General features: G+C 69.5%; 21 protein-coding genes and 1 tRNA gene. 10 read left to right on the forward strand and 12 right to left on the reverse strand.

All coding sequences use genetic code 11. From position 1 onward, the window contains the following. Positions 1-117: 117 nt before the first annotated feature. Complete coding sequence (locus AC07RM_RS16550) at positions 118-969, forward strand: SDR family NAD(P)-dependent oxidoreductase (RefSeq protein WP_495335219.1); 852 nt, start codon at positions 118-120, stop codon at positions 967-969. Positions 970-995: 26 nt separating this feature from the next. Beyond that, a complete protein-coding gene (locus AC07RM_RS16555) occupies positions 996-1,559 on the forward strand; it encodes a carboxymuconolactone decarboxylase family protein (RefSeq protein WP_431509197.1) in 564 nt (187 codons plus the stop codon). Positions 1,560-1,565: 6 nt separating this feature from the next. On the opposite strand, the gene AC07RM_RS16560 is transcribed toward AC07RM_RS16555, so the two are convergent. Next, a complete protein-coding gene (locus AC07RM_RS16560; protein ID WP_495335220.1) occupies positions 1,566-2,816 on the reverse strand; it encodes a TetR family transcriptional regulator in 1,251 nt (416 codons plus the stop codon). A gap of 218 nt (positions 2,817-3,034) precedes the next feature. On the opposite strand from AC07RM_RS16560, the gene AC07RM_RS16565 reads away from it, so the two are divergent. Both AC07RM_RS16565 and AC07RM_RS16570 read left to right on the forward strand, forming a co-directional pair. Continuing rightward, positions 3,035-4,267 carry an acyl-CoA dehydrogenase family protein gene (locus AC07RM_RS16565; RefSeq protein WP_495335221.1) on the forward strand — a complete coding sequence of 411 codons (1,233 nt, stop codon included), beginning with the start codon at positions 3,035-3,037 and terminating at the stop codon, positions 4,265-4,267. 23 nt (positions 4,268-4,290) lie between these two features. After that, positions 4,291-5,055: an SDR family oxidoreductase gene (locus AC07RM_RS16570; protein WP_495335222.1), complete on the forward strand. Its 765-nt coding sequence runs from the start codon at positions 4,291-4,293 to the stop codon at positions 5,053-5,055. Between the two features lie 28 nt (positions 5,056-5,083). Here AC07RM_RS16570 and AC07RM_RS16575 read toward each other — a convergent pair whose 3' ends face one another. Both AC07RM_RS16575 and AC07RM_RS16580 read right to left on the reverse strand, forming a co-directional pair. Further along, positions 5,084-5,311: a hypothetical protein gene (locus tag AC07RM_RS16575; RefSeq protein WP_093344290.1), complete on the reverse strand. Its 228-nt coding sequence runs from the start codon at positions 5,309-5,311 to the stop codon at positions 5,084-5,086. 171 nt (positions 5,312-5,482) lie between these two features. Next, a complete protein-coding gene (locus tag AC07RM_RS16580) occupies positions 5,483-5,791 on the reverse strand; it encodes a hypothetical protein (RefSeq protein WP_444814290.1) in 309 nt (102 codons plus the stop codon). Between the two features lie 331 nt (positions 5,792-6,122). Here AC07RM_RS16580 and AC07RM_RS16585 point away from each other — a divergent pair, with 331 nt between their 5' ends. Continuing rightward, a complete protein-coding gene (locus tag AC07RM_RS16585; protein ID WP_093344293.1) occupies positions 6,123-6,359 on the forward strand; it encodes a hypothetical protein in 237 nt (78 codons plus the stop codon). 171 nt (positions 6,360-6,530) lie between these two features. On the opposite strand, the gene AC07RM_RS16590 is transcribed toward AC07RM_RS16585, so the two are convergent. The 6 genes from AC07RM_RS16590 to cysS all read right to left on the reverse strand — a co-directional run bounded on the left by AC07RM_RS16590 (position 6,531) and on the right by cysS (position 12,030). Next, positions 6,531-6,623: transfer RNA gene (locus AC07RM_RS16590), tRNA-Ser, on the reverse strand. A 27-nt stretch (positions 6,624-6,650) separates the two neighbouring features. Next, positions 6,651-7,919, reverse strand: a complete 1,269-nt coding sequence (locus AC07RM_RS16595) for an aspartate kinase (protein WP_057594462.1) — start codon at positions 7,917-7,919, stop codon at positions 6,651-6,653. Between the two features lie 79 nt (positions 7,920-7,998). Next, positions 7,999-8,964: a tRNA lysidine(34) synthetase TilS gene (gene tilS / locus AC07RM_RS16600; protein ID WP_495335223.1), complete on the reverse strand. Its 966-nt coding sequence runs from the start codon at positions 8,962-8,964 to the stop codon at positions 7,999-8,001. Between the two features lie 18 nt (positions 8,965-8,982). Beyond that, entirely contained in the window at positions 8,983-9,963 is a 981-nt protein-coding gene (locus AC07RM_RS16605; RefSeq protein WP_093344296.1) for an acetyl-CoA carboxylase carboxyltransferase subunit alpha, read from the reverse strand. Between the two features lie 16 nt (positions 9,964-9,979). Further along, positions 9,980-10,633 carry a DNA-3-methyladenine glycosylase family protein gene (locus AC07RM_RS16610; protein ID WP_093344298.1) on the reverse strand — a complete coding sequence of 218 codons (654 nt, stop codon included), beginning with the start codon at positions 10,631-10,633 and terminating at the stop codon, positions 9,980-9,982. Positions 10,634-10,650: 17 nt separating this feature from the next. Further along, positions 10,651-12,030 carry a cysteine--tRNA ligase gene (gene cysS, locus AC07RM_RS16615; protein WP_495335224.1) on the reverse strand — a complete coding sequence of 460 codons (1,380 nt, stop codon included), beginning with the start codon at positions 12,028-12,030 and terminating at the stop codon, positions 10,651-10,653. Positions 12,031-12,281: 251 nt separating this feature from the next. On the opposite strand from cysS, the gene AC07RM_RS16620 reads away from it, so the two are divergent. The 5 genes from AC07RM_RS16620 (at position 12,282) to AC07RM_RS16640 (ending at position 15,757) form a co-directional block, all read left to right on the forward strand. Beyond that, entirely contained in the window at positions 12,282-12,872 is a 591-nt protein-coding gene (locus tag AC07RM_RS16620; protein ID WP_093344301.1) for a tetratricopeptide repeat protein, read from the forward strand. 119 nt (positions 12,873-12,991) lie between these two features. Next, entirely contained in the window at positions 12,992-13,579 is a 588-nt protein-coding gene (locus tag AC07RM_RS16625; protein ID WP_093344303.1) for a peptidylprolyl isomerase, read from the forward strand. A gap of 42 nt (positions 13,580-13,621) precedes the next feature. After that, positions 13,622-14,134 (forward strand): peptidylprolyl isomerase, encoded by a 513-nt coding sequence (locus AC07RM_RS16630; protein WP_093344304.1) that lies wholly within the window; start codon positions 13,622-13,624, stop codon positions 14,132-14,134. Between the two features lie 19 nt (positions 14,135-14,153). Further along, complete coding sequence (locus AC07RM_RS16635; RefSeq protein WP_208510413.1) at positions 14,154-14,936, forward strand: UDP-2,3-diacylglucosamine diphosphatase; 783 nt, start codon at positions 14,154-14,156, stop codon at positions 14,934-14,936. Positions 14,937-14,950: 14 nt separating this feature from the next. Then, positions 14,951-15,757, forward strand: a complete 807-nt coding sequence (locus tag AC07RM_RS16640; protein ID WP_495335225.1) for a M90 family metallopeptidase — start codon at positions 14,951-14,953, stop codon at positions 15,755-15,757. On the opposite strand, the gene AC07RM_RS16645 is transcribed toward AC07RM_RS16640, so the two are convergent. From AC07RM_RS16645 to AC07RM_RS16655, 3 genes are all read right to left on the reverse strand, one after another. After that, positions 15,754-17,049 (reverse strand): flavin-dependent oxidoreductase, encoded by a 1,296-nt coding sequence (locus AC07RM_RS16645; protein WP_495335226.1) that lies wholly within the window; start codon positions 17,047-17,049, stop codon positions 15,754-15,756. The two genes, AC07RM_RS16640 and AC07RM_RS16645, sit on opposite strands and share 4 nt — an antisense overlap. Positions 17,050-17,152: 103 nt before the next feature. After that, complete coding sequence (locus AC07RM_RS16650) at positions 17,153-20,035, reverse strand: DUF349 domain-containing protein (RefSeq protein ID WP_495335227.1); 2,883 nt, start codon at positions 20,033-20,035, stop codon at positions 17,153-17,155. Between the two features lie 231 nt (positions 20,036-20,266). Then, the gene (locus AC07RM_RS16655; protein ID WP_495335245.1) at positions 20,267-24,124 is read right to left on the reverse strand and encodes a DUF748 domain-containing protein; all 3,858 of its coding nucleotides are present in this window, start codon (positions 24,122-24,124) and stop codon (positions 20,267-20,269) included. Between the last annotated feature and the right edge of the window lie 8 nt (positions 24,125-24,132).

Consider the following 24,132-nt stretch of genomic DNA (forward strand, 5'->3'; position numbering starts at 1 on the left):
GCCCTACACCGATCGATGAAACGATTCACCCTGGGAGAAACACCGTTCGTCGGTGCCGGCCTCGCGACTTAAGCTGCGGACCATTCCATCCACCGTCCCCGGCCCCGCGCCCGCACCGTGAACACATCCACCGCCTCCACACCCCATGCCGAAGCCGCCAGCAGCAGCCTCGAAGGCCGCGTCGCGATCGTGACCGGCGCCGGCTCGCGCAGCGCCGAGATCGGCAACGGCCGCGCCGCCGCCCTCCTGCTCGCGCGCCGCGGCGCGCGGGTGCTGCTGCTCGATGCGCAGCTCGACTGCGCGCGCGAGACCGAACGCATGATCGTGGCCGAGGGCGGCAGCGCGCTCGCCCTGGCCTGCGACGTGTCGGACGCCGCGCAGTGCCGCCAGGCCGTGGCCCGTGCGGTCGAGGCCTGGGGCCGCGTCGACATCCTGGTCAACAACGTCGGCATCGGCGGGCCGGCCGGCAATGCGGTCGATCTCGACCTCGAGGAATGGGACCATGCGCTGCGCGTCAACGTCACCTCGATGATGCTGATGGCGAAGTACGCGATCCCCGAGATGCGCAAGCTGGGCCGCGGCGCCATCGTCAACATCGCCTCGGTCGCGGGCCTGATCGGCGGCACGCCGGCGCTGCTCTATCCGACCTCGAAGGGCGCGGTGGTCAACATGACCCGCGCCATGGCCGCGCACCACGGCGTCGAGGGCATCCGCGTCAACTGCGTGGCGCCCGGCATGGTCTACACGCCGATGGTCGCGGGCCGCATGACGCCCGAGGTGCGCGAGCAGCGCCGCAAGCGTTCGCTGCTGCAGACCGAGGGCTCGGGCTGGGACGTGGGCCAGGCCGTGGCCTACCTCGCGAGCGACGAGGCGCGCTGGGTCACGGGCGTGATCCTGCCGGTCGACGCGGGCGCCACGGCCGGCAACGTGCCCTCGCCCGGCCTGCGGCCCGACACCCGCGCCGCCTGACATCCACCGACCGAGGACCCAACACCATGCCCCGCGTTCCCCTGCTGCCCGAGCATCCCGAGGATCCCGCCGCTGCGGCGCTGTTCGAGCGCGTGCGCGCCGCGCGCGGGCCGGACTTCCACCTGCCCCATCTCTACCGCGTGCTGGGCACCGCGCCCGAGCTGTTCCGCGGCTGGCTCGACTTCGCGTGGCCGCTGCGCCTGAATGCGAAGACGCCGCGGCTGCTGCGCGAGCTGATGATCCTGCGCGGCGCGCAGCTCTCGGGCACCGCCTACGAATGGGCCCATCACCTGCCGATGGCCACCGAAGCCGGCGTGAGCGAGGCGCAGATCGATGCGCTCGCGCACTGGCGCGACAGCGATCTCTTCGATGCCGACGCGCGCGCGGTGCTGCAGCTCGCCGAGGAGGTCACGCGCGGTCCCTCGGCCTCGGCGGCCACCGTGGCGCAGCTCAGGGCGCGCGGCTTCGACGACGCGGCCGTGGTCGAGCTGGTGCTGACCGCGAGCTTCTATGTCTGCGTGAGCCGCTTCCTGCAATCGATGGACGTCGAGCTCGAGCCCGGCTACGAGGCGCATCGCGCGCGCATGTGAACGCCGTCAGGCAGCAGCAGACGCTTCGCTGAGCAGCCCCATGAAGATCGGCCGCACGTAGAGCGCGACCACCGAGGCCTCGCTCGCATCGGGCACCCAGCGGTGCAGCTCGGCCGCGCCGTTGATCAGGCCCACCACCAGCTGCGCCGCGATCGCCGCATCGAGCGGCCGCAGCGATCCGTCGACGAGACCGTCGACCAGCATCGCCGCCATGCGCTCGATGCGCTGTTGCAGCGTCCGGTGAATCCGCGCGCGGTCGGCCGCCTCGGGCAGCGCGCTGGTCGACGACAGGCGCAGCAGCGGGCCCTCGGCCGAGAGCTGGAAGCGCACGAGCATGCGCGCCGCCAGGCCCGCGCGCTGCCAGCCGCTGCCGCCCGTTTGCTCGGCGAGGTCGAAGGCGCGGCGGATGACCTCGAAGGTGCGCTCGAAGCAGGCCGAGATCAGGTCCAGCTTGTTGTCGTTGTGGTGATAGAACGAGCCCTTGGTGACATTGAGCCGCGCCGAGATCTTGTCGACCGAGGCGCCGCGGTAGCCCTGCTCGTTGAGCAGCGCAGTGGCCGCGCGCAGGAAGGCATCCATCGCGGGGTTGTCGGTGGGCGCGTGCAGCGCGGCGTCCTCGGACAGCGCCGCCGCTTCCCATCGTGCCGCCGGCGCACCGAGCCCATGGAGCACGATGTCGGCCACGCGCGCGGCCATGCGCGGGTACTGCGCCGGCTCGTAGCGGTCGAACCAGGCCGGCAGCCAGTGCACCAGCGACAGCAGCAGGTGGGTGCGCGCATTGCGCATCTCGCGCGGCCAATGTGCCGTCGCCCCGTCCTTGAGCAGCCCGCGCACGCGGCGGAACATGCCGGTGTAGGCGGTGTGCACGGTCTCGAGCTGCGGGCTCGGCAACGCGCGCACGTCGCTGAAGGCCACCACCGGCGGATGCTCGCCGAGCGCCACCGTCGCCAGCAGCGCGGCATGGCCCGCGAGGAAGGCACGCACCCGCGCCTCCACCGTGGCCTCGCGCGTAGCGGCCTCGGCGATGCCGTCGAACAGCACGATGGCGCGCAGGAAGCAGGCGGTGGCCAGGTCTTCCTTCTTGCGGTAGTAGTAGGTGACGCTGTTGGTCACCAGGCCCACGCTGGCCGCGATGCCGGCCAGGGTCGCGCCCTTGACGCCCTGTGCGTTGAACTGCGCCGCGGCCGCGTTGAGGATGGCATCGCGCTTTTCCTGGAAACGCGCGGTCTGCGGCTCGCGGGCGGTGACGGCGGTCATGGGGGCAAGCTTCTTCGGCGGCGGGAAGGACGGTGGGCCGCGATGATACCGAGCAGGAATCGAAGAACAAGTATTCGCGCATTCATCGGCATCAGCCATGCGAGTCACCTATGTTCCACCATTTTGGAATGACCGGTTTGTACTGGAACGGCGCCCTTGCTATCGTCGCCAGGCCCGGCTCGCGCCGGATCCGACCAACGAAGAAAGAGGAGACCGTCATGGACTTCACCCTGTCCGACAAGCAAGTGCACTGGCGCGATCGCGTGATCGCGTTCATGAAGGCGCACGTGTACCCCGCCGTGCCCACCTACATGGCGCAGATGCAGGGCTTCGGCGAGAACCGCTGGCAGGTCGTGCCGATCGTGGAGGAGCTCAAGGCCAAGGCGCGCGAGGCCGGGCTGTGGAACCTGTTCCTGCCGCTCGATTCGGTGCCCTCCGACAGCCCCTACAGGGGCGCCGGGCTCACCAACCTCGAGTACGCCGTCTGCGCCGAGGAAATGGGCAAGGTCGGCTTCGCCTCCGAGGTCTTCAACTGCTCGGCGCCCGACACCGGCAACATGGAAGTGCTGATCCGCTACGGCAGCGACGAGCACAAGAAGCGCTGGCTGCAGCCGCTGCTCGAAGGCCGGATCCGCTCGGCCTTCCTGATGACCGAGCCCGACGTGGCCTCGTCCGACGCCACCAACATCGAGACCTCGATCCGCCGCGACGGCGACCACTACGTGATCAACGGCCGCAAGTGGTGGTCCTCGGGCGTGGGCGATCCGCGCTGCGAGATCGCCATCGTGATGGGCAAGACCGATCCCGAGGCGCCGCGCCATTCGCAGCAGTCGCAGATCCTGGTGCCGTTGAACACGCCCGGCATCGAGATCGTGCGCATGCTGCCGGTGTTCGGCTTCGACGACGCACCGCACGGCCATGCCGAGGTGGTGTTCCGCGACGTGCGCGTGCCGGCGGCGAACCTGCTGCTCGGCGAGGGCCGCGGCTTCGAGATCGCGCAGGGCCGGCTCGGCCCCGGGCGCATCCACCACTGCATGCGCTCGATCGGCGGCGCCGAGGTGGCGCTCGAGAAGATGGTGCGCCGGCTGCAGTCGCGCACCGCCTTCGGCAAGCGCATCGCCGACCAGTCGGTGTGGGAGCAGCGCGTGGCCGAGGCCCGCATCGACATCGAGATGACGCGCCTGCTGTGCCTCAAGGCGGCCGACCTGATGGACCGCGTGGGCAACAAGGTGGCGCGGCTGGAGATCGCGATGATCAAGGTGGCGGCACCGCGCACCGCGCTGCGCATCATCGACATGGCGATCCAGGCCCACGGCGCGGCCGGCGTCACCACCGACTTCGGCCTGGCCAAGCAGTACGCCAGCATGCGCACGATGCGGCTGGCCGACGGACCCGACGAGGTGCACAACCGCTCCATCGCGCGCATGGAGTACGGGCGCTACGCGGACTGACAACTTCGAGGAGACACAAAACCATGTCCTTGTTCTCGCTGGCCGGCAAGGTGGCCATCGTCACCGGTTCCTCGCGCGGCATCGGCCGCGCCATCGCCGAGCGCCTGGCCGAGCACGGCGCGAAGGTCGTGATCTCGTCGCGCAAGCCCGAGCCCTGCGCCGAGGTGCGCGACGCCATCAACGCCGCGCACGGCGCGGGCGCGGCGATCTCGATCCCGGCCAACATCTCGTCGAAGGAAGAGCTGCGCCACCTGGTCGAGGAGACCACGCGCCAGCTCGGGCGCGTCGACGTCGTGGTGTGCAATGCTGCCTCGAACCCCTACTACGGCCCGCTGGCCGGCATCGAGGACGACCAGTTCCGCAAGATCCTCGAGAACAACGTGATCGCCAACCACTGGCTGATCAACTTCGCGGTGCCGCAGATGATCGAGCGCAAGGAAGGCTCGATCATCATCGTCTCGTCGATCGGCGGCCTGCGTGGCTCGCCGGTGATCGGTGCCTACAACGTCTCGAAGGCGGCCGACTTCCAGCTCGCGCGCAACCTCGCGGTGGAGTACGGGCCGCACAACGTGCGCGTGAACTGCATCGCGCCGGGACTGATCAAGACCGACTTCGCGCGCGCGCTCTGGGAAGACCCTGAGAACCTGCGCCGCCGCACCGAGAGCACGCCGCTGCGGCGCATCGGCGAGCCCGACGAGATCGCGGGCGCGGCGGTGTTCCTGGCTTCGCGCGCGGGGGCCTTCATGACCGGGCAGAGCCTGGTCATCGATGGCGGCGTGACCTGCTGAGCGCCGCGGCGCCGGGACCGAGCCGGGCTCAGTCGGCGCTGCAGGTCCAGGCGCGGACGAACTGGACCGCCTTGGACTGGGCGCGCTGGAAGGCGATGTCCCAGGTCGGCTGCTCGGAAATCACCAGGGCGCAGCGCGGGACGCCGTCCAGGAAGATCTCGGCCACTCCGGCGCAGGAGCCGTCGGCGTTCATCGTGGGTTCGAAGGCGCCGGTCCAGTGGTCCGGCAGTTCGAGAACGAGGGATGGGGCGTGCATGTGCGACCAATCTTAGGACGCACGCCCGAAATCGACAACAAAAGTTAACATTCCCGCCGGAACAAAGTCACGCTTCCCGCGCAAAAGCGGAAATGATTTGCTAGCAATCCGACGGGATTTCGCTGGGGGTTCCGATCTTCGGGCCGCCAGCGGGTGGCCGATGGCCCCGACTCAGGGCCGCGGCAGGCTCGAGAGAAAGGTCGAAACGAACAGCGACGCGGCGCGACCGACGTCGAGCACCTCCGACAGGTCGAAACGCTGCGGCGTGGCGCCGCTGTCGTCGCCCGCGTGCCTGACCTCGATCAGGACCTCGCTCGCGAGCTCGCGGTCGCCGCGGGCTTTTCCATTGGGCATCAACCAGGTGTCGAGCGTCTCGTGTGGAATCCGGCGAAAGATGGCGACCGCCGGAACATAACGAAAACACCGCTCTTCGGCCGTGGCGATGGGCATGCTGACGCGACAGGCGAAGCTGTCCTGCAATGTGTTTGTCACTCCCTGTACCTTTTTTATGTGACGAGTTACGTAAGTTAATTCCTCCCCGCATGCCAGAGAAGAATCAGGTTACGTTTTGCACTGGCTGTTTGTGAATAACACACGCTTGGGGATTCACAGTTCACGTTTTCACAGCCACATCGCGCGCCCTCCACGCGCTGGAGCGGCTCGATTCACAAGGCTTGGCAGTCCGGCGCTAAGGTTTTGACCTTCGTCACGTGCGCGATTCGGCCTACAGCCGAAGACATCAGGTAACTGACGGCAACGTTTGTTAAACGGCCCGACCATCGCTCCAGCCCATCGACAACAGGAGGTACTGATGAGCTTCAAGGAGATCAACGATCGTTTCGGCCTGCAGTTCCAACGCGGCAGCCGCGTGTTCTGCGACGGACGCCTGGGCACCATCACCGGCGCGACCCACTCGCACATCCGCGTGCGCTTCGACGGCCGCCAGAACGGCGCGCCCTGCGATCCGCTGGAAGTGCGACTGGTGGACAGCATGCCGGCGGTGCTGCCCGCCATGCCCGCTGCACCGCTGTCGGCGCTCGGGCAATAGGCGAAGCGATCGGGCGGCGGTGCGATACCGCTGCCGTGCTGTCAGGCCGCGAAGGAACGAAAAGAAGGAAGCGCCACCCAGAGCGCATTCCGAGCGGCCAAGAAAAAAGCCCAGAAGCAGCGATGCTTCTGGGCTTTTCCGTCCTTGGACTTTTGTCCTCGGCACGGGTCTTGGCGGAACCGGAGGGATTCGAACCCTCGATGAGGCTCTACACCCCATACTCCCTTAGCAGGGGAGCACCTTCGGCCACTCGGTCACAGTTCCTGAAAGAAGCCGAGATTATGCCATCACTCAGGCGGCTGGTTGGTCCAGATCGAAGGCTTTGTGCAACGCGCGCACTGCCAACTCCATATATTTTTCGTCGATCACGACCGAGGTCTTGATCTCGCTGGTCGAAATCATCTGGATGTTGATGCCCTCTTCGCTCAGCACGCGGAACATCTTGCTCGCCACGCCCACGTGGCTGCGCATGCCGATGCCCACGATGCTGACCTTGCAGATCTTGGTGTCGCCGACGATCTCGGTCGCGCCCAGCGAAGGCATGACCTTGGCCTGCAGCAGGTCGACGGTGCGCGCGTACTCGTTGCGATGCACCGTGAAGCTGAAGTCGGTCTTGCCGTCCTTGCTAAGGTTCTGGATGATCACGTCGACTTCGATGTTGGCGTCGGCCACCGCACCGAGGATGTGATACGCGATGCCCGGCTTGTCGGGCACGCCGAGCACCGAGATCTTGGCTTCGTCGCGGTTGAAAGCGATGCCGGATACGACGGCTTGTTCCATGTTTTCGTCTTCCTCGAAAGTGATCAGCGTGCCGGACTTGGCCTCTTCATTGATGTCGATGTCCCACGGCGTGAAGCTGGACAGCACGCGCAGCGGCACCTTGTACTTGCCGGCGAATTCCACCGAGCGGATCTGCAGCACCTTGGAGCCCAGGCTCGCCATCTCCAGCATCTCCTCGAAGCTCACGGTCGAGAGGCGACGCGCATCGGGCTCGACGCGCGGGTCGGTGGTGTAGACGCCGTCGACGTCGGTGTAGATCAGGCACTCGTTGGCCTTCATCGCGGCCGCGATCGCCACCGCCGAGGTGTCGCTGCCGCCGCGGCCCAGCGTCGTGATGTTGCCGGCATCGTCCACGCCCTGGAAGCCGGTGATGACGACCACGCGGCCCACCGCGAGGTCGGCGCGCACGCGGGCGTCGTCGATGCTCTCGATGCGGGCCTTGGTGTAGGAGCTGTCGGTGCGCACCGACACCTGCCAGCCTGCGTAGCTCACGGCCTCCACGCCCTCGGCCTGCAGCGCGATCGCCAGCAGCGCCGACGAGGCCTGCTCGCCGGTGGAGGCGAGCATGTCGAGTTCGCGGTTGTGCGCCTCGGCCGGTTTGCTGGGTGCGAGCTCTTTCGCCAGGCCGAGCAGGCGATTGGTTTCGCCGCTCATGGCACTCGGGACCACGATCATCTGGTGGCCGGCGCGCGCCCACTTGGCGACGCGCTTGGCGACATTGCGGATGCGCTCGGTCGAGCCCATCGACGTGCCGCCGTATTTGTGAACGATCAATGCCATGGGTGAATTCTGAGAGAAGAAAAATCCCGCGCTTCAACCATATGCGGCGCATGCGGCGAAGGCGGCGCCCCGCAGGCTGTCAGCGCGAGGCTGCTGGCGAGGGCGGGGCATTGTACCAATGCAGCCGATCCCCCCTGCGTTCGGCGAAACCGTCGGCCACCTTGAGGTGGATCCGGTGGCCGCGCGTGGTGCAGGCGCGGACCTGGTCGAGCAGTTGGTCGAGCTGCGCCGCGCTCGGTGCACGGCCATGCGTGCGCGCGAGCCAGTGGCGCAGCAGATTGGCCTGGCGTGCGCGCGACAGCGCCTGCAGCGCGGCGATCCGCGGCGGCTCGCCGGCGGTCTCCAGATCCTGCGCAGCGACCTCGTCGAGCAGCTGCTGCGCCTGCGCCGCATGGCCGGCACTGCGCGCGAAGGTGCCGCGGAATTGCGGGAAGGCCTCGGTCAGCGCGGGCAGCAGCACGGCGCGGATGCGGTTGCGCGTGAAGCGCGCGTCGCTGTTGGTCGGGTCCTCGATCCAGGGCAGCCCGGTGGCCGCGAGCCATGCGCGGATCTCGCTGCCTGGCACCGCGAGCAGCGGCCGGTGGAAGTCGATGCCGCCGCGCAGCGCATGCGCGGGCATGGCCGAAAGACCCGGCAGCCCCGCGCCACGCGACAGCGCCAGCAGCAGGGTCTCGATCTGGTCGTCGGCGTGATGGCCCAGCGCGATGGCGCGCACGCCCTGCTCGCTCGCCATCGCGGCCAAGGCCTCGTAGCGCGCGCGCCGCGCCGCATCCTCGGGGCTGTCGCCGGCCGCATGGCGCGCATCGACGCGCCGCACGCTCACGGGCACGACTAGCCGCTCGCAGACCGCGCGGCAATCGCGTTCGAAATCGTCGGCCGCCGACTGCAGGCCGTGATGCACGTGCAAGGCACGCACCTGGCCCGGCCAGCGCTCGGCACAGGCGGCCAGCAGTGCGGTGGAATCGGCGCCGCCGCTGAAGCCCACGGCCAGCGGCAGATGCGCCGGCTCGAACGCGGCCATGGCCCGTTCGAAAGCGGCGGTCATGGCGGTGCCGCGGCCGGCTCAGCGGCCGGCGTCGGCCTTGGTGTCGGTGAAGCGGCCGTAGCTTTGCAGGCGCTCGTAGCGGCGGTCGAGCAGTTCGCGCGGCTTCAGGTCGCTGACCTGGCGGAACGCATCGTTGAGCGCGCGCTTGAGGAAGGCGGCCATCTGGCGATGGTCGCGGTGCGCACCACCCACCGGCTCGCTCACGATCTTGTCGACCAGGCCCAGGGCCTTGAGGCGGTGCGCGGTGATGCCGAGCGCGTCGGCGGCTTCCTGCGCCTTCTCGCTGGTCTTCCAGAGGATCGATGCGCAGCCTTCGGGGCTGATCACCGAATACACGGAGTACTGCAGCATCAGCACCTGGTCGCCGACCGAGATCGCCAGCGCGCCGCCGGAGCCGCCCTCGCCGATGATGGTCACGATGATCGGCACCTCGAGCTGCGCCATCTCGAAGATGTTGCGGCCGATGGCCTCGGACTGTCCGCGCTCCTCGGCGTCGATGCCGGGATAGGCACCGGGCGTGTCGACGAAGGTGAAGACCGGCAGCTTGAACTTCTCGGCCGTCTTCATGAGGCGCAACGCCTTGCGGTAGCCCTCGGGCTTGCTCATGCCGAAGTTGCGCGCGGTGCGCTCCTTGGTGTCGCGGCCCTTCTGGTGGCCGAGCACCATGCAGGGCGTGCCGTTGAAGCGCGCGAGGCCGCCGACGATCGAGAGGTCGTCCGAGAAGTGGCGGTCGCCGTGCAGTTCGACGAAGTCGGTGAAGATCTCGTGGACGTAATCGAGCGTGTAGGGGCGTTCCGGATGCCGTGCGATCTTGGTGATCTGCCAGGGCGTCAGGTCGCTGTAGATGTCCTTGGTGAGCTGCTGGCTCTTTTTGCCGAGCTGATCGATTTCTTCCGAGATGTCGACCGCGGATTCGGTCTGCACATAGCGCAATTCTTCGATCTTGGTTTCGAGCTCCGCGATGGGTTGCTCGAAGTCTAGGAAGGTTCGTTTCGCCAACGTCTTCTCCTGTTTTTCAGTATGCGACGACCGGCGCCGGGTCGAGAGAGCGCCAAATATACCAAGTCGCCACGCTGCAATACGGGGCCCAGGCCACGGCCACGTCGCGGGCATCGCTGCGGCTAACCGGATCACCCGAAAAATAGTTGACGCTGATGCCGTTGAGCAGCCCCAGGTCGTCCACGGGCAGCACGTTGGGCCGCATCAGGTGGAAGATCAGGAACATCTCGGCGGTCCAGCGGCCGATGCCGCGGATGGCGACGAGCTCGTCGATGATGAGCTCGTCGGCCATGTCGTTCCAGGCGTCGACGTGCACCTTGCCCGAGTCGAAGTGCAGCGCCAGGTCGACCAGGTAGTCGATCTTGCGCACAGACAGGCCGGCCGCGCGCATGTCGTCGACCTTGAGCTTGAGCACGTTGCGCGGCGTGAGCTTGCGCGGCAGTGCGGCGAAGCGGTCCCAGACCGATTGTGCGGCCTTCACCGAGATCTGCTGCCCGACGATGCTGCGCGCCAGCGTGACGAAGGCGTCGCCATGCGATTCGAGGCAGGCATCGCCGAACTGCGGAATCAACCGCTTCATCACGCGGTCCTTCTTGGACAGGTGCCTGCAGGCCTCCTCCCAATAGTCCGGCGTGATGATCTCGACGCTCGTCTTGGGCAGGGTGGGCATGGGATTGGTCGTTCCGTTCACTGGGCAACGGCCCAGGTGGTGCCGGTGGGCGAGTCCTTGAGCACGATGCCCTGGTCGAGCAACTCCTTGCGGATGCGGTCGGCCTCGGCGAAATTCTTCGCGGCCTTGGCATCGGCACGCTGTGCGATCAGCACCTGGATGGCCGCGTCGTCGAGCGCGCTGCCCGCCTGCAGGAAGGCCTGGGGGCTGTCCTGCAGCAGGCCGAGCACGCCGCCCAGCGCCTTGAGCAGGCCCGCGCTCTCGGCCGAGCGCGTGCGATTGACCTCGCCCGCGAGTTCGAACAGCACGGCGATCGCCTCGGGCGTGCCGAAGTCCTCGTCCATCGCGGCCTTGAAGCGTGCCGCGTGCGGCTGCGTCCAGTCGAGCACGACCTCGGCGGGCGCCACCAGGTCGAGCGCGGTGTAGAGGCGCTTGAGCGAGTTGCGCGCATCGTCGAGATGCACGTTGCTGTAGTTCAGCGGGCTGCGGTAGTGCGTGCGCGCGACGAAGAAGCGGATGGTCTCGGCGTCGTACTTCTTGAGCACGTCGCGGATCAGGAAGAAGTTGCCCAGGCTCTTGGACATCTTCTCGTCGTCGACGTTGATGAAGCCGTTGTGCATCCAGGTGCGCGCGAACGGCGCCAGGCCGGTCGCGCCTTCGGATTGCGCGATCTCGTTCTCGTGGTGCGGGAACTGCAGGTCGGCGCCGCCGCCGTGGATGTCGAAGCGTTCGCCCAGCAGGTCGCAGGCCATGGCCGAGCATTCGATGTGCCAGCCCGGGCGGCCGGGTCCGAACTCGCTGGCCCACTTCACCTCGTCGGGCTCGCTGGGCTTGGCGCTCTTCCAGAGCACCGGGTCGAGCGGATCGTCCTTGCCGTCGAGCACGGCCACGCGCTCGCCCGCATGCAGCTCGTCGAGCGACTTGCCGCTGAGCTTGCCGTAGCCGGGGAACTTGCGCACCGCGTAGTTCACGTCGCCGTTGGGCGCGCGGTAGGCCAGGCCCTTCTGCTCGAGCGTGCCGATCATCGACAGCATCTGCGGAATGAACTCGGTGGCGCGCGGCTCGTGCGTGGGGCGCTCGATGCCCAGCGCATCGGCGTCCTCGTGCAGCGCATCGATCATGCGGTCGGTCAGCGAGCGGATGCTCTCGCCGTTCTCGACCGCGCGGCGGATGATCTTGTCGTCGATGTCGGTGATGTTGCGCACGTAGGTCACGGCGAAGCCGCTGGTCTTGAGCCAGCGCTGGACCACGTCGAAGGCGATCATCGAGCGCGCATGGCCCAGGTGGCAGAAGTCGTAGACCGTCATGCCGCAGACGTACATGCGCACCTGACCGGGCCGCAAAGGGGAGAACTCCTCCAGTTCACGCGAAAGCGTGTTGTAGATGCGCAGACTCATGAGATTCGGAAAGCGTCGTGTCGCGCTCGTGCGATGCGGGCGAACGACGGTGTTTTCAGGGGTGATGGGGCTGTGGCGACGAGGCGGCTGGACAGGGCCCCTCGGCTACAATGCCGGGCAGTATAAACGGCTGCCGCCGAGTCTTCTTCCGGGTGTTTTCGAGCCCTTGCGCAGCGCAAGGCTTGCTCCCGACCCGGCTCCACCCCGCCCCCAATTCCGCAGCATTCGTGCCGCACTTTTGCAGAGGCTTCATGAAGAACGCCGTGTTTCCCAGACTTTCGATCGCCATCGCCCTGCTGTTCGGCCTGTGGGCCTCCGCGGCCCAGGCCAACGACTACGACGACGTCAACCTGCTGCTGCGCCAGGGCAAATCGAACGAGGCGCTGGCCAAGGCCGACACCTACATCGCCGGCAAGCCGCGCGATCCGCAGATGCGCTTCCTGCGCGGCGTGATCCTCACCGAGCAGGGCAAGAAGGACGAGGCCGTCAAGACCTTCACCCAGCTCACGCAGGACTTCCCCGAGCTGCCCGAGCCCTACAACAACCTCGCGGCGCTCTATGCCTCGCAGAGCCAGTTCGACAAGGCGCGCGATGCGCTCGAGACCGCGCTCAAGCTCAACCCCAACTACGCCACGGCCGAGGAAAACCTCGGCGACGTGTATGCGCGTCTCGCCGCCCAGTCCTACACCAAGGCGCAGCGCTTCGCGACCACCAACACCAGTGTCGCGCCGAAGCTGGAACTGATCCGCCAGATCTTCACGCCGAAGACCGAGGCCGACGCGGCCGCACTGCCCGGCGCCGCGCCCGTGGTGCGCAAGCCGGTGGGCCGCACCAGCAAGTAGGCGGCGAAAGCCAGCCGCTCGCACGCACCCGCGCAGCCGCACGCCGGAACGTTTGCCGCAGGCTCGTGCTCTCACGGCCAGCCTTCATCCTTTTCATCCCTCGGACACGGAGCTCTTCCTTGACGATCCAAGCCCTCTCCCGTTTCAGCCGCCGCGGCGCCCTCGTGCTCGCGGCCACCCTCGCCATCGCCGCCACGGCCCATGCCCAGGCGCAGCAGCGCGTGAAGCTCGCGACCTCGGCCGGCGACATCGTGGTCGAGCTCGATGCGGCCAAGGCGCCGAAGACGGTCGAGAACTTCCTGCAGTACGTCAAGGACAAGCACTACGACGGCACCGTCTTCCACCGCGTGATCGACGGCTTCATGATCCAGGGCGGCGGCTTCACGGCCGACCTGCAGCAGAAGCCCACGCGCGCGCCGATCCCGCTCGAGGCGAGCAACGGCCTGAAGAACGACAAGTACACGATCGCCATGGCGCGCACCGGCAACCCGAACTCGGCCACCTCGCAGTTCTTCATCAACGTGAAGAACAACGACTCGCTCAACGCCCCCAACCCCGACGGCTACGGCTACACGGTGTTCGGCAAGGTGGTGGCGGGTACCGACGTGGTCGACAAGATCCGCGGCGTCGCCACCGGCAACAAGAACGGCATGCAGAACGTGCCGGTCACGCCCGTCGTGATCCAGTCCGCCACCCTGGCGAAGTAAGCCGGCCCCGCCAGGCATCCACCCCTTTCAAGGAGCATCAGCATGAGCAATCCCCAAGTCGACCTGCATATCCAGAACCTCGGCGTCATCACGCTCGAACTCGACGCCGCGAAGGCGCCGAAGTCGGCCGCCAACTTCATCGAGTACGTGAAGAAGGGCCACTACGACAACACGGTGTTCCACCGCGTGATCCCCGGCTTCATGGTGCAAGGCGGCGGTTTCGAGCCCGGCATGAAGCAGAAGCCCACCGGCGCCGAGATCGAGAACGAAGCCAACAACGGCCTCAAGAACGATGTCTACACCGTCGCCATGGCCCGCACCAGCGCGCCGCACTCGGCCACCGCGCAGTTCTTCATCAACGTGGCCGACAACGGCTTCCTCAACCACACCGCGCCCTCGGCCCAGGGCTGGGGCTACGCCGTGTTCGGCAAGGTGGTCAAGGGCACCGAGGTGGTCGACAAGATCAAGGCCGTGAAGACCGGCCGCAAGGGCTTCCATGACGACGTGCCGCTCGAGGACGTCGTGATCGAGAAGGCCGTCGTCGTCGGCGAATGACGGCACGGCCGACGGCGGCATGAACACGGCAGCCACGCCTCCCGCGGCCTTCGCGGAACTGGTGGCGCCTGCCGCATGGCGCACCGTCGACCTGATCTCCGACCTGCACCTGCAGGCCGGCGAGCCCGCCACCTTCGAGGCCTGGCGCGGCTATCTCGAGACCACGCCGGCCGACGCGCTGGTGATCCTCGGCGACCTGTTCGAGGTCTGGGTCGGCGACGACGCGGCCGCCGAACCAGGTTTCGAGGCCCAGTGCGCCGAGCTGCTGCGCCGCACGGCCGCGCGGCTGCCGGTGTTCTTCATGCACGGCAACCGCGACTTCCTCGTCGGCGCCGCGCTCGCCGCCCAAAGTGGCCTCACGCTGCTCGACGATCCCACGGTGCTGGTGCTGCACGGCGAACGCTGGCTGCTGAGCCATGGCGACGCGCTGTGCCTGGACGACACCGACTACCTGCGCTTTCGCGCCCAGGTGCGCACGCCCGAATGGCAGTCGGCCTTTCTCGCGCGCCCGCTCGCCGAGCGCCGCGCCCTGGCACGTGCGATGCGCGTGCAGAGCGAGGACCGCAAGCGCGATCCCTCGGTGGTCTGGGCCGATGTCGATGCCGATGCCGCGCGCGACTGGCTCGCGCGCGCCGATGCACGCACGCTGATCCACGGCCACACGCACCGTCCCGCCGACCACGACCTCGGCGGTGGCCTGCGCCGCCTCGTGCTCAGCGACTGGGATGCCGCCGCGCATCCGCCGCGCGCGCAGCTGCTGTGCCTGTCTCCCGCGGGCGCCCAGCGCGTCGATCTGCGCTAGGGGTTGCCGACGCAATGCTCGACTGGCTGCGCCGCCTGCGCCATCCGCGCGCCCTGCCCCCGATTCCCGAAGCCACCTGGCAGGCCACGCTCGCGCGCTATGCCTTCCTGGCCGAGCGCCCGGCCGCCGACGTCGAGCGGCTGCGCGTGCTCACGGCGCAGTTCCTGCGCGACAAGCAGTTCCATGGTGCCCAGGGCTTCGTCATCACCGACGAGGTCGCGCTCGCGATCGCGGCGCAGGCCGTGCTGCCGGTGCTGCACCTGCGCGGCGGCCTGGTCTGGTACGACGATTTCGTCGGCATCGTGGTGCATCCCTCCGAGGTGGTCGCCCAGCGCAAGGTGGTCGACGAGGCCTCGGTGGTCCACGAGTACGAGGAAGTGGTGGCCGGCGAAGCCATGGACCACGGCCCGGTGATGCTGAGCTGGCAGGACGTGCTGGCCAGCGGCGTCACCAGCGAGGGCGGCTACAACGTCGTGATCCACGAGTTCGCCCACAAGATCGACATGCGCGGCGGTGATGCCGATGGCTGCCCGCCGCTGCCGCCGGGCTTCGCGGGCAGCCGCAATGCGCGCGAGGCCCGCGCGGCCTGGCTCGGCGTGCTGCAGCCCGCCTACGAGGCCTTCCGCGAGCAGACCATCATGGCCGAGCGCTTCGGCGCCGAGCCGCCCTGGCTCGACGACTATGGCGCGACCTCGATCGGCGAATTCTTCGCGGTGGCCTGCGAGGCCTACTTCGTGAACCGCGCGAACTTCGGGCGCGATTTCCCGGGCGTGCTCGAACTCTTCGACCGCTTCTTCGGGCCGCCGCAGAGCCGAGGCTAGACGGCGACCCGCGCGCCCGGCGCGATCGTCGACGGCGCCGCGTTGAGGGTCTCGATCGCGAAGCCGGCCGCGGCCTTGTAGCGCGCCATGTAGGCCTCGCGCTCGGCCGCCGGAATGACCTGCTCGATGTCGTCGAACACGCCGCCGCAGCGCTCGTCGACCAGTCCCAGCAGGCCGAACGGGCCGGCACCGCGGTTGCGCAGCACCAGCGCCGAGATGTCGGCGCACAGGCGCTCGTCGTAAGCGCGCAGCGCCGCCGGCGTCACGCCGTGCGAGAGCATGGAAGCGCCGAGCACGCGCGCATCGACGATGGCCTGGCTCGCGCCGTTGGAACCCACCGGGTACATCACGTGCGCGGCGTCGCCGAGCAGCGCGACATGGCCGTCGACCCAGGTCGGCACCGGGTCGCGGTCGATCATCGGGTACTCGAAGACCTCCTTCGCGCCGCGCAGCATCGAGGGCACGTCGAGCCAGCCGAAGTCCCAGCCCTCGAAGTGGTGGGCGAAGTCGCTCAGTTCGACGCGCCGGTTCCAGTCGCCCTGCGTCCAGCCCTCGGCGTTGTCGACCGTGATCTCGGCGATCCAGTTGATGGTGGCCAGGCCCGTGGCGGGATCGGGCGGCGAGATCGGATAGAGCACCACGCGGTGCCGCAGCGAGCCGAGGCCGACGAAGGACGCGCCGCTGCGCACCGGCACGCCCGGCGTGGTGCCGCGCCACATGATGGCGCCGCCCCACTGGATCGGCGGCTGCTGCGGATGCATCTGCGCGCGCACGGCCGAATGCAGGCCGTCGGCCGCCACCAGCAGGCGGCCCTCGACCTCGCTTCGCTGGCCGTCGCGCGACTCGATCAACGCGGTGACGCCGTGCTCGCCGTTGCGATAGCCCGCGACCCGCTGGCCGAGCTGGATGGCCTCCGGCCCGAGCCGCTCGAGCGCCGTGCGGTACAGCAACATCTGCAGCTCGCCGCGATGCACCGAGTACTGCGGCCAGCGGTAGCCCGCGCGCAGGCCGCGCGGCTCGGCATAGACCTCGTTGCCGTTGCGCCCGACCAGCGCCCACTCGCGCGCCTGGATGCCGATGCGGTCGAGCACGTCGTTGCCGATGCCGAGCTCGTGCAGCTCGCGCACCGCGTTGGGCTGCAGGTTGATGCCCACGCCCAGCGGTTGCAGCGCGGGCACCGCCTCGAACACGCGGCAGGGCACGCCGATCTGATGCAGGGTCAGCGCGAGCGAAAGGCCGCCGATGCCGCCGCCGGCGATCAGTACGGGGGAAACGTCGGGGGTGGAGGCCATGCGGCGATCGTCGGAAGTCGGAAAAAGGAGGGGCCGCACGAGGCGGCCCGAGGAATGCCGGGCTCGCCACGGGCGCTCGGGCCCGCGGCGGCGCGCCGGTCTCTTACTTGCGCAGCAGCGCCTTCAGCGCGTTCTGCAGACGCCGTGCGCTGGTCGCGTCGTGCGCCGCCGCCAGCACCTTGCCCGCGTCCTGGCCCCAGGTCTGGGCCGGCGCCGGATCGCCGCGCTTGGTCAGCAGCTTGAGCTGCAGCGCACGGCGCGCCTCGAGCTGCTCGGCGGGCGTGGGCACTTCCGCGGCCATCTCGAGGCGCAGCAGCGCTTCGGCGGCCTCGTCGGCCCGCGCGGCCGGCGAGGCACCGATCGCCTGCGACCAGCTGCTGCGCACCGCCGGCGTGACCGCGCGGCCGAGCTCCTGCACGCTCGGCAGGCGCGCGGCATCGCGCTGCTCCCAGGCACCGAGCACCTGGGTCAGGGCTTCGCCATGGGCCTGAGCCGCCAGCTTGCGCAGCGCCATGTCGGCACGCTCGAGCGCCTCGCGCTGGGCGCGGAAGGCGGTGTCGCCCAGGCGAGGACCGCGGTCCTCGCGCGGCGGGTAGTCGCCGAAGCGGCCGCCCGGTGCGCCACGGTCGCCACCGCGATCGCCGCGGCCATCGGGACGCGGGCCGCCGCGGTCGCCGCCCGGACGGCCAGGGCCGCCAGGACCGCCGGGTCCGCGCCGGTCGCCGAAGCGGCCGCCGCCGCGGGTCGCGGGTGCCGCGGGTTCGGACTTGCGGTTGCCCGGACGGTCGTCGCCGCGCACGGCCACCACGGGGCGGGGCGCGGGCTTCGGCGGCGCGGCCGGTGCCGGGGGTTCGGCAGCGGCGGCTTCGCCGGCATCGTGCGCCGCGCTGTCGGCGCGCGCCGAGGCGTCGGCACCGTCGGCCGGTGCCACGAGGTCGGGCGTGGCGGCGGATTCATGGGCCGGCACGGCCGCGGGCGAAGCCTCGGCATCGCTGGGCGACGGCGCCTGCTCGGCGCTCTCGCCGAACTCGGCGGCGGCCTGGTCCGGTCCCGACACCTCGGTCGCACCGACCGAGGGGCCATCGCCCGATGCGGCCCGCTGCGGCGCCGGGGCTGGCGCCGGTGCCGGAGGCGGCACCTCGCCGCGCAGCGCGCCTTCGAGCTGGGCGATGGCGCTGCGGATCTTCTGCGCGTCGCCGCTGGCATTGGCCGCGTCGAGCGCCTTCGAGGCGTTGAGCACGTGGCGGTCGCGGTCGCTCATCGCGGCCGAGGCCTTCTCGCGTTCGGCCGACTTGCGGTTGAAGGCTTCGTCGATGGGCGCGCGGAAGGCGTCCCAGAGCTTCTGTTCCTGGCGGCGGTCGAGCGGCACGCCCTGCGCCTCGGCCTGCCAGCGCTGCTGCAGCGCCTTGACGGCATCGATGCGCAGCACGGGCTGGGCGCCCAGCTCGGTGGCCTCGGCGATCATGGCCTGGCGGCGTTCGATGCTGGCCTTCTGCGCGGTCTCGAACGGCGCGCGGGCGGCACCGAAGGCTTCGTTCCATTGCGGCTGCAGCTCGGCGAACACCTTCTCGCCCACGTGGCCGGCATCGCGCCAGCGGTCGGCGAACTGGTGCAGCGCGCGGTTGTGCGCCTTCAGGTCGGTGGCGCCCGCATGCTCGGCGGCCCAGGCCTTGACCTCCTCGATCAGGGCCACGCGCAGCGCGCGGTGTTCGGCCGCGTCGGCACGCACCTTCTCGAGCCAGGCCTCGACCACCTTGTGGGCCTCGTTGCAGGCCTCGTCGAAACGCTTCCACAGCGCGTGGTTCGGCACGCCGCCCTGGTCGGCCTGCTTCCACTGGTCGCGCAGCGCGCGCAGGGTTTCCTGCATCTTGCGGCCGCCCAGCGCCTGGCCTTCGGGGCGCTTGAGCAGGCCCTCGGCCTTGGCCACGAGGTCTTCACGGACCTTGTCGGCGCTCCAGCGCTGCCAGCCTTCGAGTTCGCCGGCCGCGACCAGCGCGGCATGCACGCGCGCCTCGAGCGGGGCCTCGACCAGCTTGCCGTGTTCCTTCAGCACCGCGCGCAGCGCGGCGGCGGCGCCGGCGCTGGCCTTGCCATGGCCCTCGGCGGTTTCCTGTTCGAGCTTGGCCAGCGCGGCCTGCACGGCGTCCTGCGCGGCGGCACGCACCGCGGGATCGACCTTGGGGGCCGGCGGACGCGCGGGTGCCGCGGCCTTGGGCGCGACGGCCTCGCCACGCGCGGCACGCAGTTCGTCGGCCCAGACCGGGACGGGCGGCAGCGGCGCGGTGGCATCGGCCGCGGCGGCAATGGCCTGCGCCAGCGCGCTGTGGAAGGCGTCGGACACGACGAGCAGCTGCGCCTTCGACGACTCGAGCTGCGGCGCGAACTTGGCGTCGAGGCTGGTCCAGTTGGCGTCGGCGACGATGTCGGCGGCCTGTTGCTGCCAGTGGGTGACGTCGGTGCGCAGCGATTCCTCGGCGACCTGGGCGTCCTGCCAGCCCTTGGTGGACAGCACCTCGAAGCGCTGCGCCAGCAGCACGGCGGCCTCGCGGTGGACCTGGGCGCGGTGCTGCAGGTCCTCGATGCCCTTGATGCGCTCGGCCAGCCGCACCTTGAAGCCGGCCAGCGGCTCGCGCGACAGCGGCGCGCCGGCCTTGGCGGCATCGCGCTGCCAGGCGAGCGCGTCGGCGATGTTGAGCTTGGACTGGCCCAGCAGCCCCTCGGCCTTCTGGGCCCATTCGGCGGCGATGGCCTCCTGCCCCTTGGCGCGCTTGAGCTCGTCGAGTTTCTCGCGCAGCAGGCGGGCGGCACCCTTGTCGCGGCCGCTCAACTCCTTGAAGACTTCCTGCATCTGCTCGGGTGCCGGGTTGCTCGCGAGCCAGTCGCGGATGCGCGAGGCACGCTCGCCCGAGGTCGGCGCGGTGAAGGCGCCGCCGGTCAGCGAATCGAGGGCCTGAAGGTCGTGTGGCTTGGAAGAATTAGAGGTCACGTGCGCGAGATCGTTGTCTGAAGAGAGAAAGCGAAGGCGCCGGCAGAGGCCGGCGCAGACCGCCATTTTGACCCACTTGCCGCGCGCCGTCGAAATCCACCTTGCGGCGCGGCCCGGCGATGCGGCGAAACGACGCCTGGATCGGTCGCGCCGCAGGGGGAAACGGTGCCTGCATATATAGCAGTGCCCCGTGAAAAACCAAGGGGCGCCGCGCGGCGCCCCTTTCGATGCTCAGCGCATCGCGAGCTTGAGCTCGGCGCCCGGCTTCCAGTCGTCGCCGCTGGCCGTGGTGCGCACCGCGCCGAGGAACAGGCGCTCGCTGGTGAGCTTCTGCGACAGCAGGTAGTCGCGCACGGCGGCGCCGCGCGCCACCGCCAGCTGGCGCATCGACTCCTCGTCGACCGGCACGCTCGCGAGCAGCAGGTTCTCCATCTCCTTGAGCGGCAGGTCCTTGGCCAGGCCGACCATGTTGCGCGGCTTGGTGATGTCGGCGCGCTTGTAGACGGCGGTCAGCAGCTCGGGGTACTCGGCGTCGGTGACCGGCGGCACGTCGGTGCCGGCCTGGCCCCCGCGCACCACGGCACGGCGCTTCTCGGCCAGGGTCATCTGGCGCAGGCGCTGGCGCTGGTAGGCATCGCGCTCCTTCTCGAGGCTGGCGGTGCCGATCACGGTCATCTCGAGCGTCGGCCGCTCGGCCAGCGCCTTCACGACCTTGTCGAGGCTTTCCTCGGACGAGGCGCTCAGCTCCGAGCTGCCGGGCTCGAAGGTGATGGTGCTCGACTCGCTGCTGCCGCCGCCGCCCAGGCCGCCGGTCAGCAGGCTGAACGGCGCGGTCACGGCCTTCACGATCAGGTTGACCACCGCCTTGAAGATCAGCGGCCCGATGCTGAACTGCGGGTCGTTAAGCGAGCCGCGCAGCGGCAGGTCGACGTCGATCACGCCGTTGCGGTCGGCCAGCAGCGCCACCGCGAGCTTGACCGGCAGGCTGTTGGGCGCGCCGGCGACCTCCTCGCCAAACTGCAGCTGGTTGAGCACCAGCTTGTTGGTGGCGGTGAGCTGGCCGTCGGGCGCGATCTTGTAGTTGACGTCCATGCTCATCTTGCCGCGCTCGATGCCGTGGCCGGCGTAGCGCACCGAGTAAGGCGACAGCGGCGCGAGGTCCAGGTCGCGCATCTTCGCGGTGATGTCGAGCTCGAGCGGCTTGGCCAGCGGATTGAGCTTGCCGGTGATCTCGAGCGCCGCGGTCTGCTGCGCCTTGCCGCGCAGCTCGAGCTCGGCCAGCGCCGGCCGGCCGCCCTGCCCGTTCGGCGGATTCGACGAGAAGGAGCTGAGCTTGCCGGTCAGCTCGCTGAGGTCGGCCGAGTAGTTGGGCTTGACGAACAGGTCGGTGAAGTCGATCTTGCCGTTGACCAGGCTCATCGGGCCGAAGTTGATGACCGGCGCCGGGCCACCGGCGGCCGGCGCGGCCTGGGCCACCGCGGCGGGCGCGGAGGCCGGCTTGGCCGGTTCGGAGGCGCCGCCGACCATCAGCTCGGCCGGCACCGGCGCGCCGCCCGTGGGTCGCTCCGGTCCACGCGTGGTGGTGGTCGTGCCGCCCAGGCTGCGGCGCGAACGGGTTTCGACGGCCGCGGCCGTGGCCGCGTTGGCCTCGGCCTCGCCCTTCTTGGTCAGGCTCAGCAGGTTGAGCTGGCCGTTCGGATCGACGATCACGCGGGCGAAGAAGTCGGTCAGCGTGGTCTCGCGCACGTCGACGGTGGGCGCCGCATTGGGCGCCAGGCCCACCTGCAGGCCGCGCAGGCTCAGCGTCTTCCAGCTCAGCAACTGGTTGTTGTTGCGGTCGAAGCCCGGCGACTGGGTCAGCGACACGCTGTTGGCGCGGAAGTCGTCGAGCGCGGTGTCGCCCGCCAGCTTGACGGTCATGCCCGCCGGGGCGGTCGCGTAGTTCACGCTGCCGCGGTAGCTGACGAAGGCCCGGCGGATGTCGACGTTGAGCGCGTCGGCGTAGTAGGCCTTGAAGGCATGGGCCGGGAACGAGGCCACCTCGAGCCGGCCTTCGGCGGCCAGCGGCTTGAGCACGATGTGGCCCTTGTAGTCGAAGCGGCCCGGGTCGGCGCGGCGGCCCGAGCCGATGCGACCCGACACCTGCAGCGGCGACTTGGTGGCGGTCTCGGGCGCGAGCTTCTCGGCATTGAGCTTGAAGGCCGTGATCTCGACCGCGACCGGCGTGGCGCTGGCCTTGTCGGCATACGAGAGGCTGCCGTTGTCGACCGCGAACGTGCCGACGGTCAGCGCCCAGGGCTTGGTGTTGGCGCCCGGCGGTGCCGATTCGGGGCCGCTGCCGGCCGGCTTGGGCGCGGCCACCTTGGCCTCGGCTTCGGGCCTGCCGCCCGCGGCGGCCGGCGTCTTGAGCCAGCGCTCGAACATCCAGCGCTTCTCGCTGTCGCGCTCGATGCTGACCTTGGGATTGGTGGCGGTGAACGAGCCCACGGCCAGCGTGTGCTTCGCCATGTCGACCTCGGTATCGCGCAGCTCGAAGCGGCCGACGCTCGCGAGCGCGGTCTTGGCCTGGGTCAGCGCCAGGTTGTCGGCCGCCACCCGCTTGGCCTTGAAGCGCAGGTCGGGCGGTGCCCAGGCGATGTCGATCTCGCCGCTGAGCTTGCCGTCGAGCGTGGGTTCCAGGCTGTGGGCCAGGTAGGGCGCGGCCAGCGAGAGCGGCAGCGCGTCGACCTCGGTCTGCACGTCGGCCGCCTTGTCGGTGCCGCTGCCCTTGAACTTGAGCGTGGCGCCGCCGACCGCGGTGCTGCCGCTGAACTGGGCCGGCTTCTCCATCGGCCAGGTGAGGGCCGTGACGTCGATGCCGAGCTCGGTGACGTCGATCGCCGCGCCGGGCTGCACGGTCTCGTCGCGCCAGCCGATGCGCCCGCCGCTGAGGGCGACCTTGTCGACCTGGACCTTGAGCGTGGGCTTGGGTGCCGCCGCGCCCGCCGCGCCGCTCGCGGCACTGACGGGCGGTGCCGGCGGCTTGGCCGCGACCACCTTCTCGGTCTGGCCCGTGGCCGGATCGCGCGCCATCAGGTTGAGCTGGCCCGAGGCATCGCGCGCCACCACCAGTTGCGGGCTCGCCAGCGCGACCTCGCTGAGGTGGAACACCGATTCGAGCGGCCGCACGTCGGCCAGCGCGAGCTTGAGCGAGTCGAAGGCCAGCAGGTCGCGCCCGCGCGCATCGGCCAGCTTGGCGCCGTGAGCCTCGACCGTGCCGGTGACCTTGAGGCCGACCGTGGTGGCCTGCTGGAAGTCGATCTTGAGGTCGGCGTCGAGGCTGCCGGCCTGCAGCTGCACCGGCAGGCCGCCCGGGATGTAGCCCAGATAGGGCGCGAGGTCGAGCCCCTTGAACTGCACGTGGGCGTCGGTCTTGCGGCTGGCGGCGAAGGGCGTGGTCAGCGCGGCCGAGTCGAACTTGCTGCCGTTGAGCGCGAAGGCCAGCTTGGGCTCGGTGTTGACCTCGCGCTGCGAGGCCAGGTTGCTGAGGAACGGCACCTTGAGCACGAAGTCGCGCAGCTCATGGCGGCGCTTGACGGTCTGGTCGTCGAAGTCGACCGCGCCCTCGGTGATCGCGATGTTGTAGATGGCGAAGCGCGCGGGCTCGGCCTTGGGGTCGGGCGGCGGGCCGGAGGCCAGCTTGGCCAGGATGTCGTCGATGTCGTACTTGCCGTCGGCCTGGTGGGTCAGCAGGATGGCCGGTGCCTCCACCGTCACCGCGTCGATCACGGGCGCGAGCCGGAACAACGACTGCAACTCGGCATCGGCATAGATGCGCCGCACGGCGACCTGGGTGTTCTTGCCGTCGGCGGTGGCGATGCGCAGGTTGTTGAGCGTGAGCTCGAGGGTCCAGGGCTTGAAGCCGATGCGCTCCACCGTGACCTGGCGGCCCAGCTTCTCGCTCGCGATCTTCTGCAGCTGGCTCTTGGCGATCGGCGGCACCGCCAGCCAGGCCAGGACCCAAAGGCCCAGAAGCACGAGCAGTGCAACGATCCCGCGTCGCACCCATTTGTTCTTTCTTAAGCTTTGTATCGAGGCGGCAGCATTCATTCGCGCGA

It is taken from the genome of Variovorax sp. GW821-FHT09B05, from assembly GCF_059418265.1.

Coding starts and splice junctions, on each gene's coding strand:
- AC07RM_RS16585 (WP_093344293.1), top strand. CDS start 6,123: ATGAGCTTCAAGGAGATCAACGATCGTTTCGGCCTGCAGTTCCAACGC.
- AC07RM_RS16635 (WP_208510413.1), top strand. CDS start 14,154: ATGAACACGGCAGCCACGCCTCCCGCGGCCTTCGCGGAACTGGTGGCG.
- tilS (WP_495335223.1), bottom strand. CDS start 8,964: ATGACCGCCGCTTTCGAACGGGCCATGGCCGCGTTCGAGCCGGCGCAT.
- AC07RM_RS16645 (WP_495335226.1), bottom strand. CDS start 17,049: ATGGCCTCCACCCCCGACGTTTCCCCCGTACTGATCGCCGGCGGCGGC.
- AC07RM_RS16570 (WP_495335222.1), top strand. CDS start 4,291: ATGTCCTTGTTCTCGCTGGCCGGCAAGGTGGCCATCGTCACCGGTTCC.
- AC07RM_RS16560 (WP_495335220.1), bottom strand. CDS start 2,816: ATGACCGCCGTCACCGCCCGCGAGCCGCAGACCGCGCGTTTCCAGGAA.
- AC07RM_RS16630 (WP_093344304.1), top strand. CDS start 13,622: ATGAGCAATCCCCAAGTCGACCTGCATATCCAGAACCTCGGCGTCATC.
- AC07RM_RS16655 (WP_495335245.1), bottom strand. CDS start 24,124: ATGAATGCTGCCGCCTCGATACAAAGCTTAAGAAAGAACAAATGGGTG.
- AC07RM_RS16610 (WP_093344298.1), bottom strand. CDS start 10,633: ATGCCCACCCTGCCCAAGACGAGCGTCGAGATCATCACGCCGGACTAT.
- AC07RM_RS16640 (WP_495335225.1), top strand. CDS start 14,951: ATGCTCGACTGGCTGCGCCGCCTGCGCCATCCGCGCGCCCTGCCCCCG.
- AC07RM_RS16555 (WP_431509197.1), top strand. CDS start 996: ATGCCCCGCGTTCCCCTGCTGCCCGAGCATCCCGAGGATCCCGCCGCT.
- AC07RM_RS16595 (WP_057594462.1), bottom strand. CDS start 7,919: ATGGCATTGATCGTTCACAAATACGGCGGCACGTCGATGGGCTCGACC.
- AC07RM_RS16575 (WP_093344290.1), bottom strand. CDS start 5,311: ATGCACGCCCCATCCCTCGTTCTCGAACTGCCGGACCACTGGACCGGC.
- cysS (WP_495335224.1), bottom strand. CDS start 12,030: ATGAGTCTGCGCATCTACAACACGCTTTCGCGTGAACTGGAGGAGTTC.
- AC07RM_RS16565 (WP_495335221.1), top strand. CDS start 3,035: ATGGACTTCACCCTGTCCGACAAGCAAGTGCACTGGCGCGATCGCGTG.
- AC07RM_RS16620 (WP_093344301.1), top strand. CDS start 12,282: ATGAAGAACGCCGTGTTTCCCAGACTTTCGATCGCCATCGCCCTGCTG.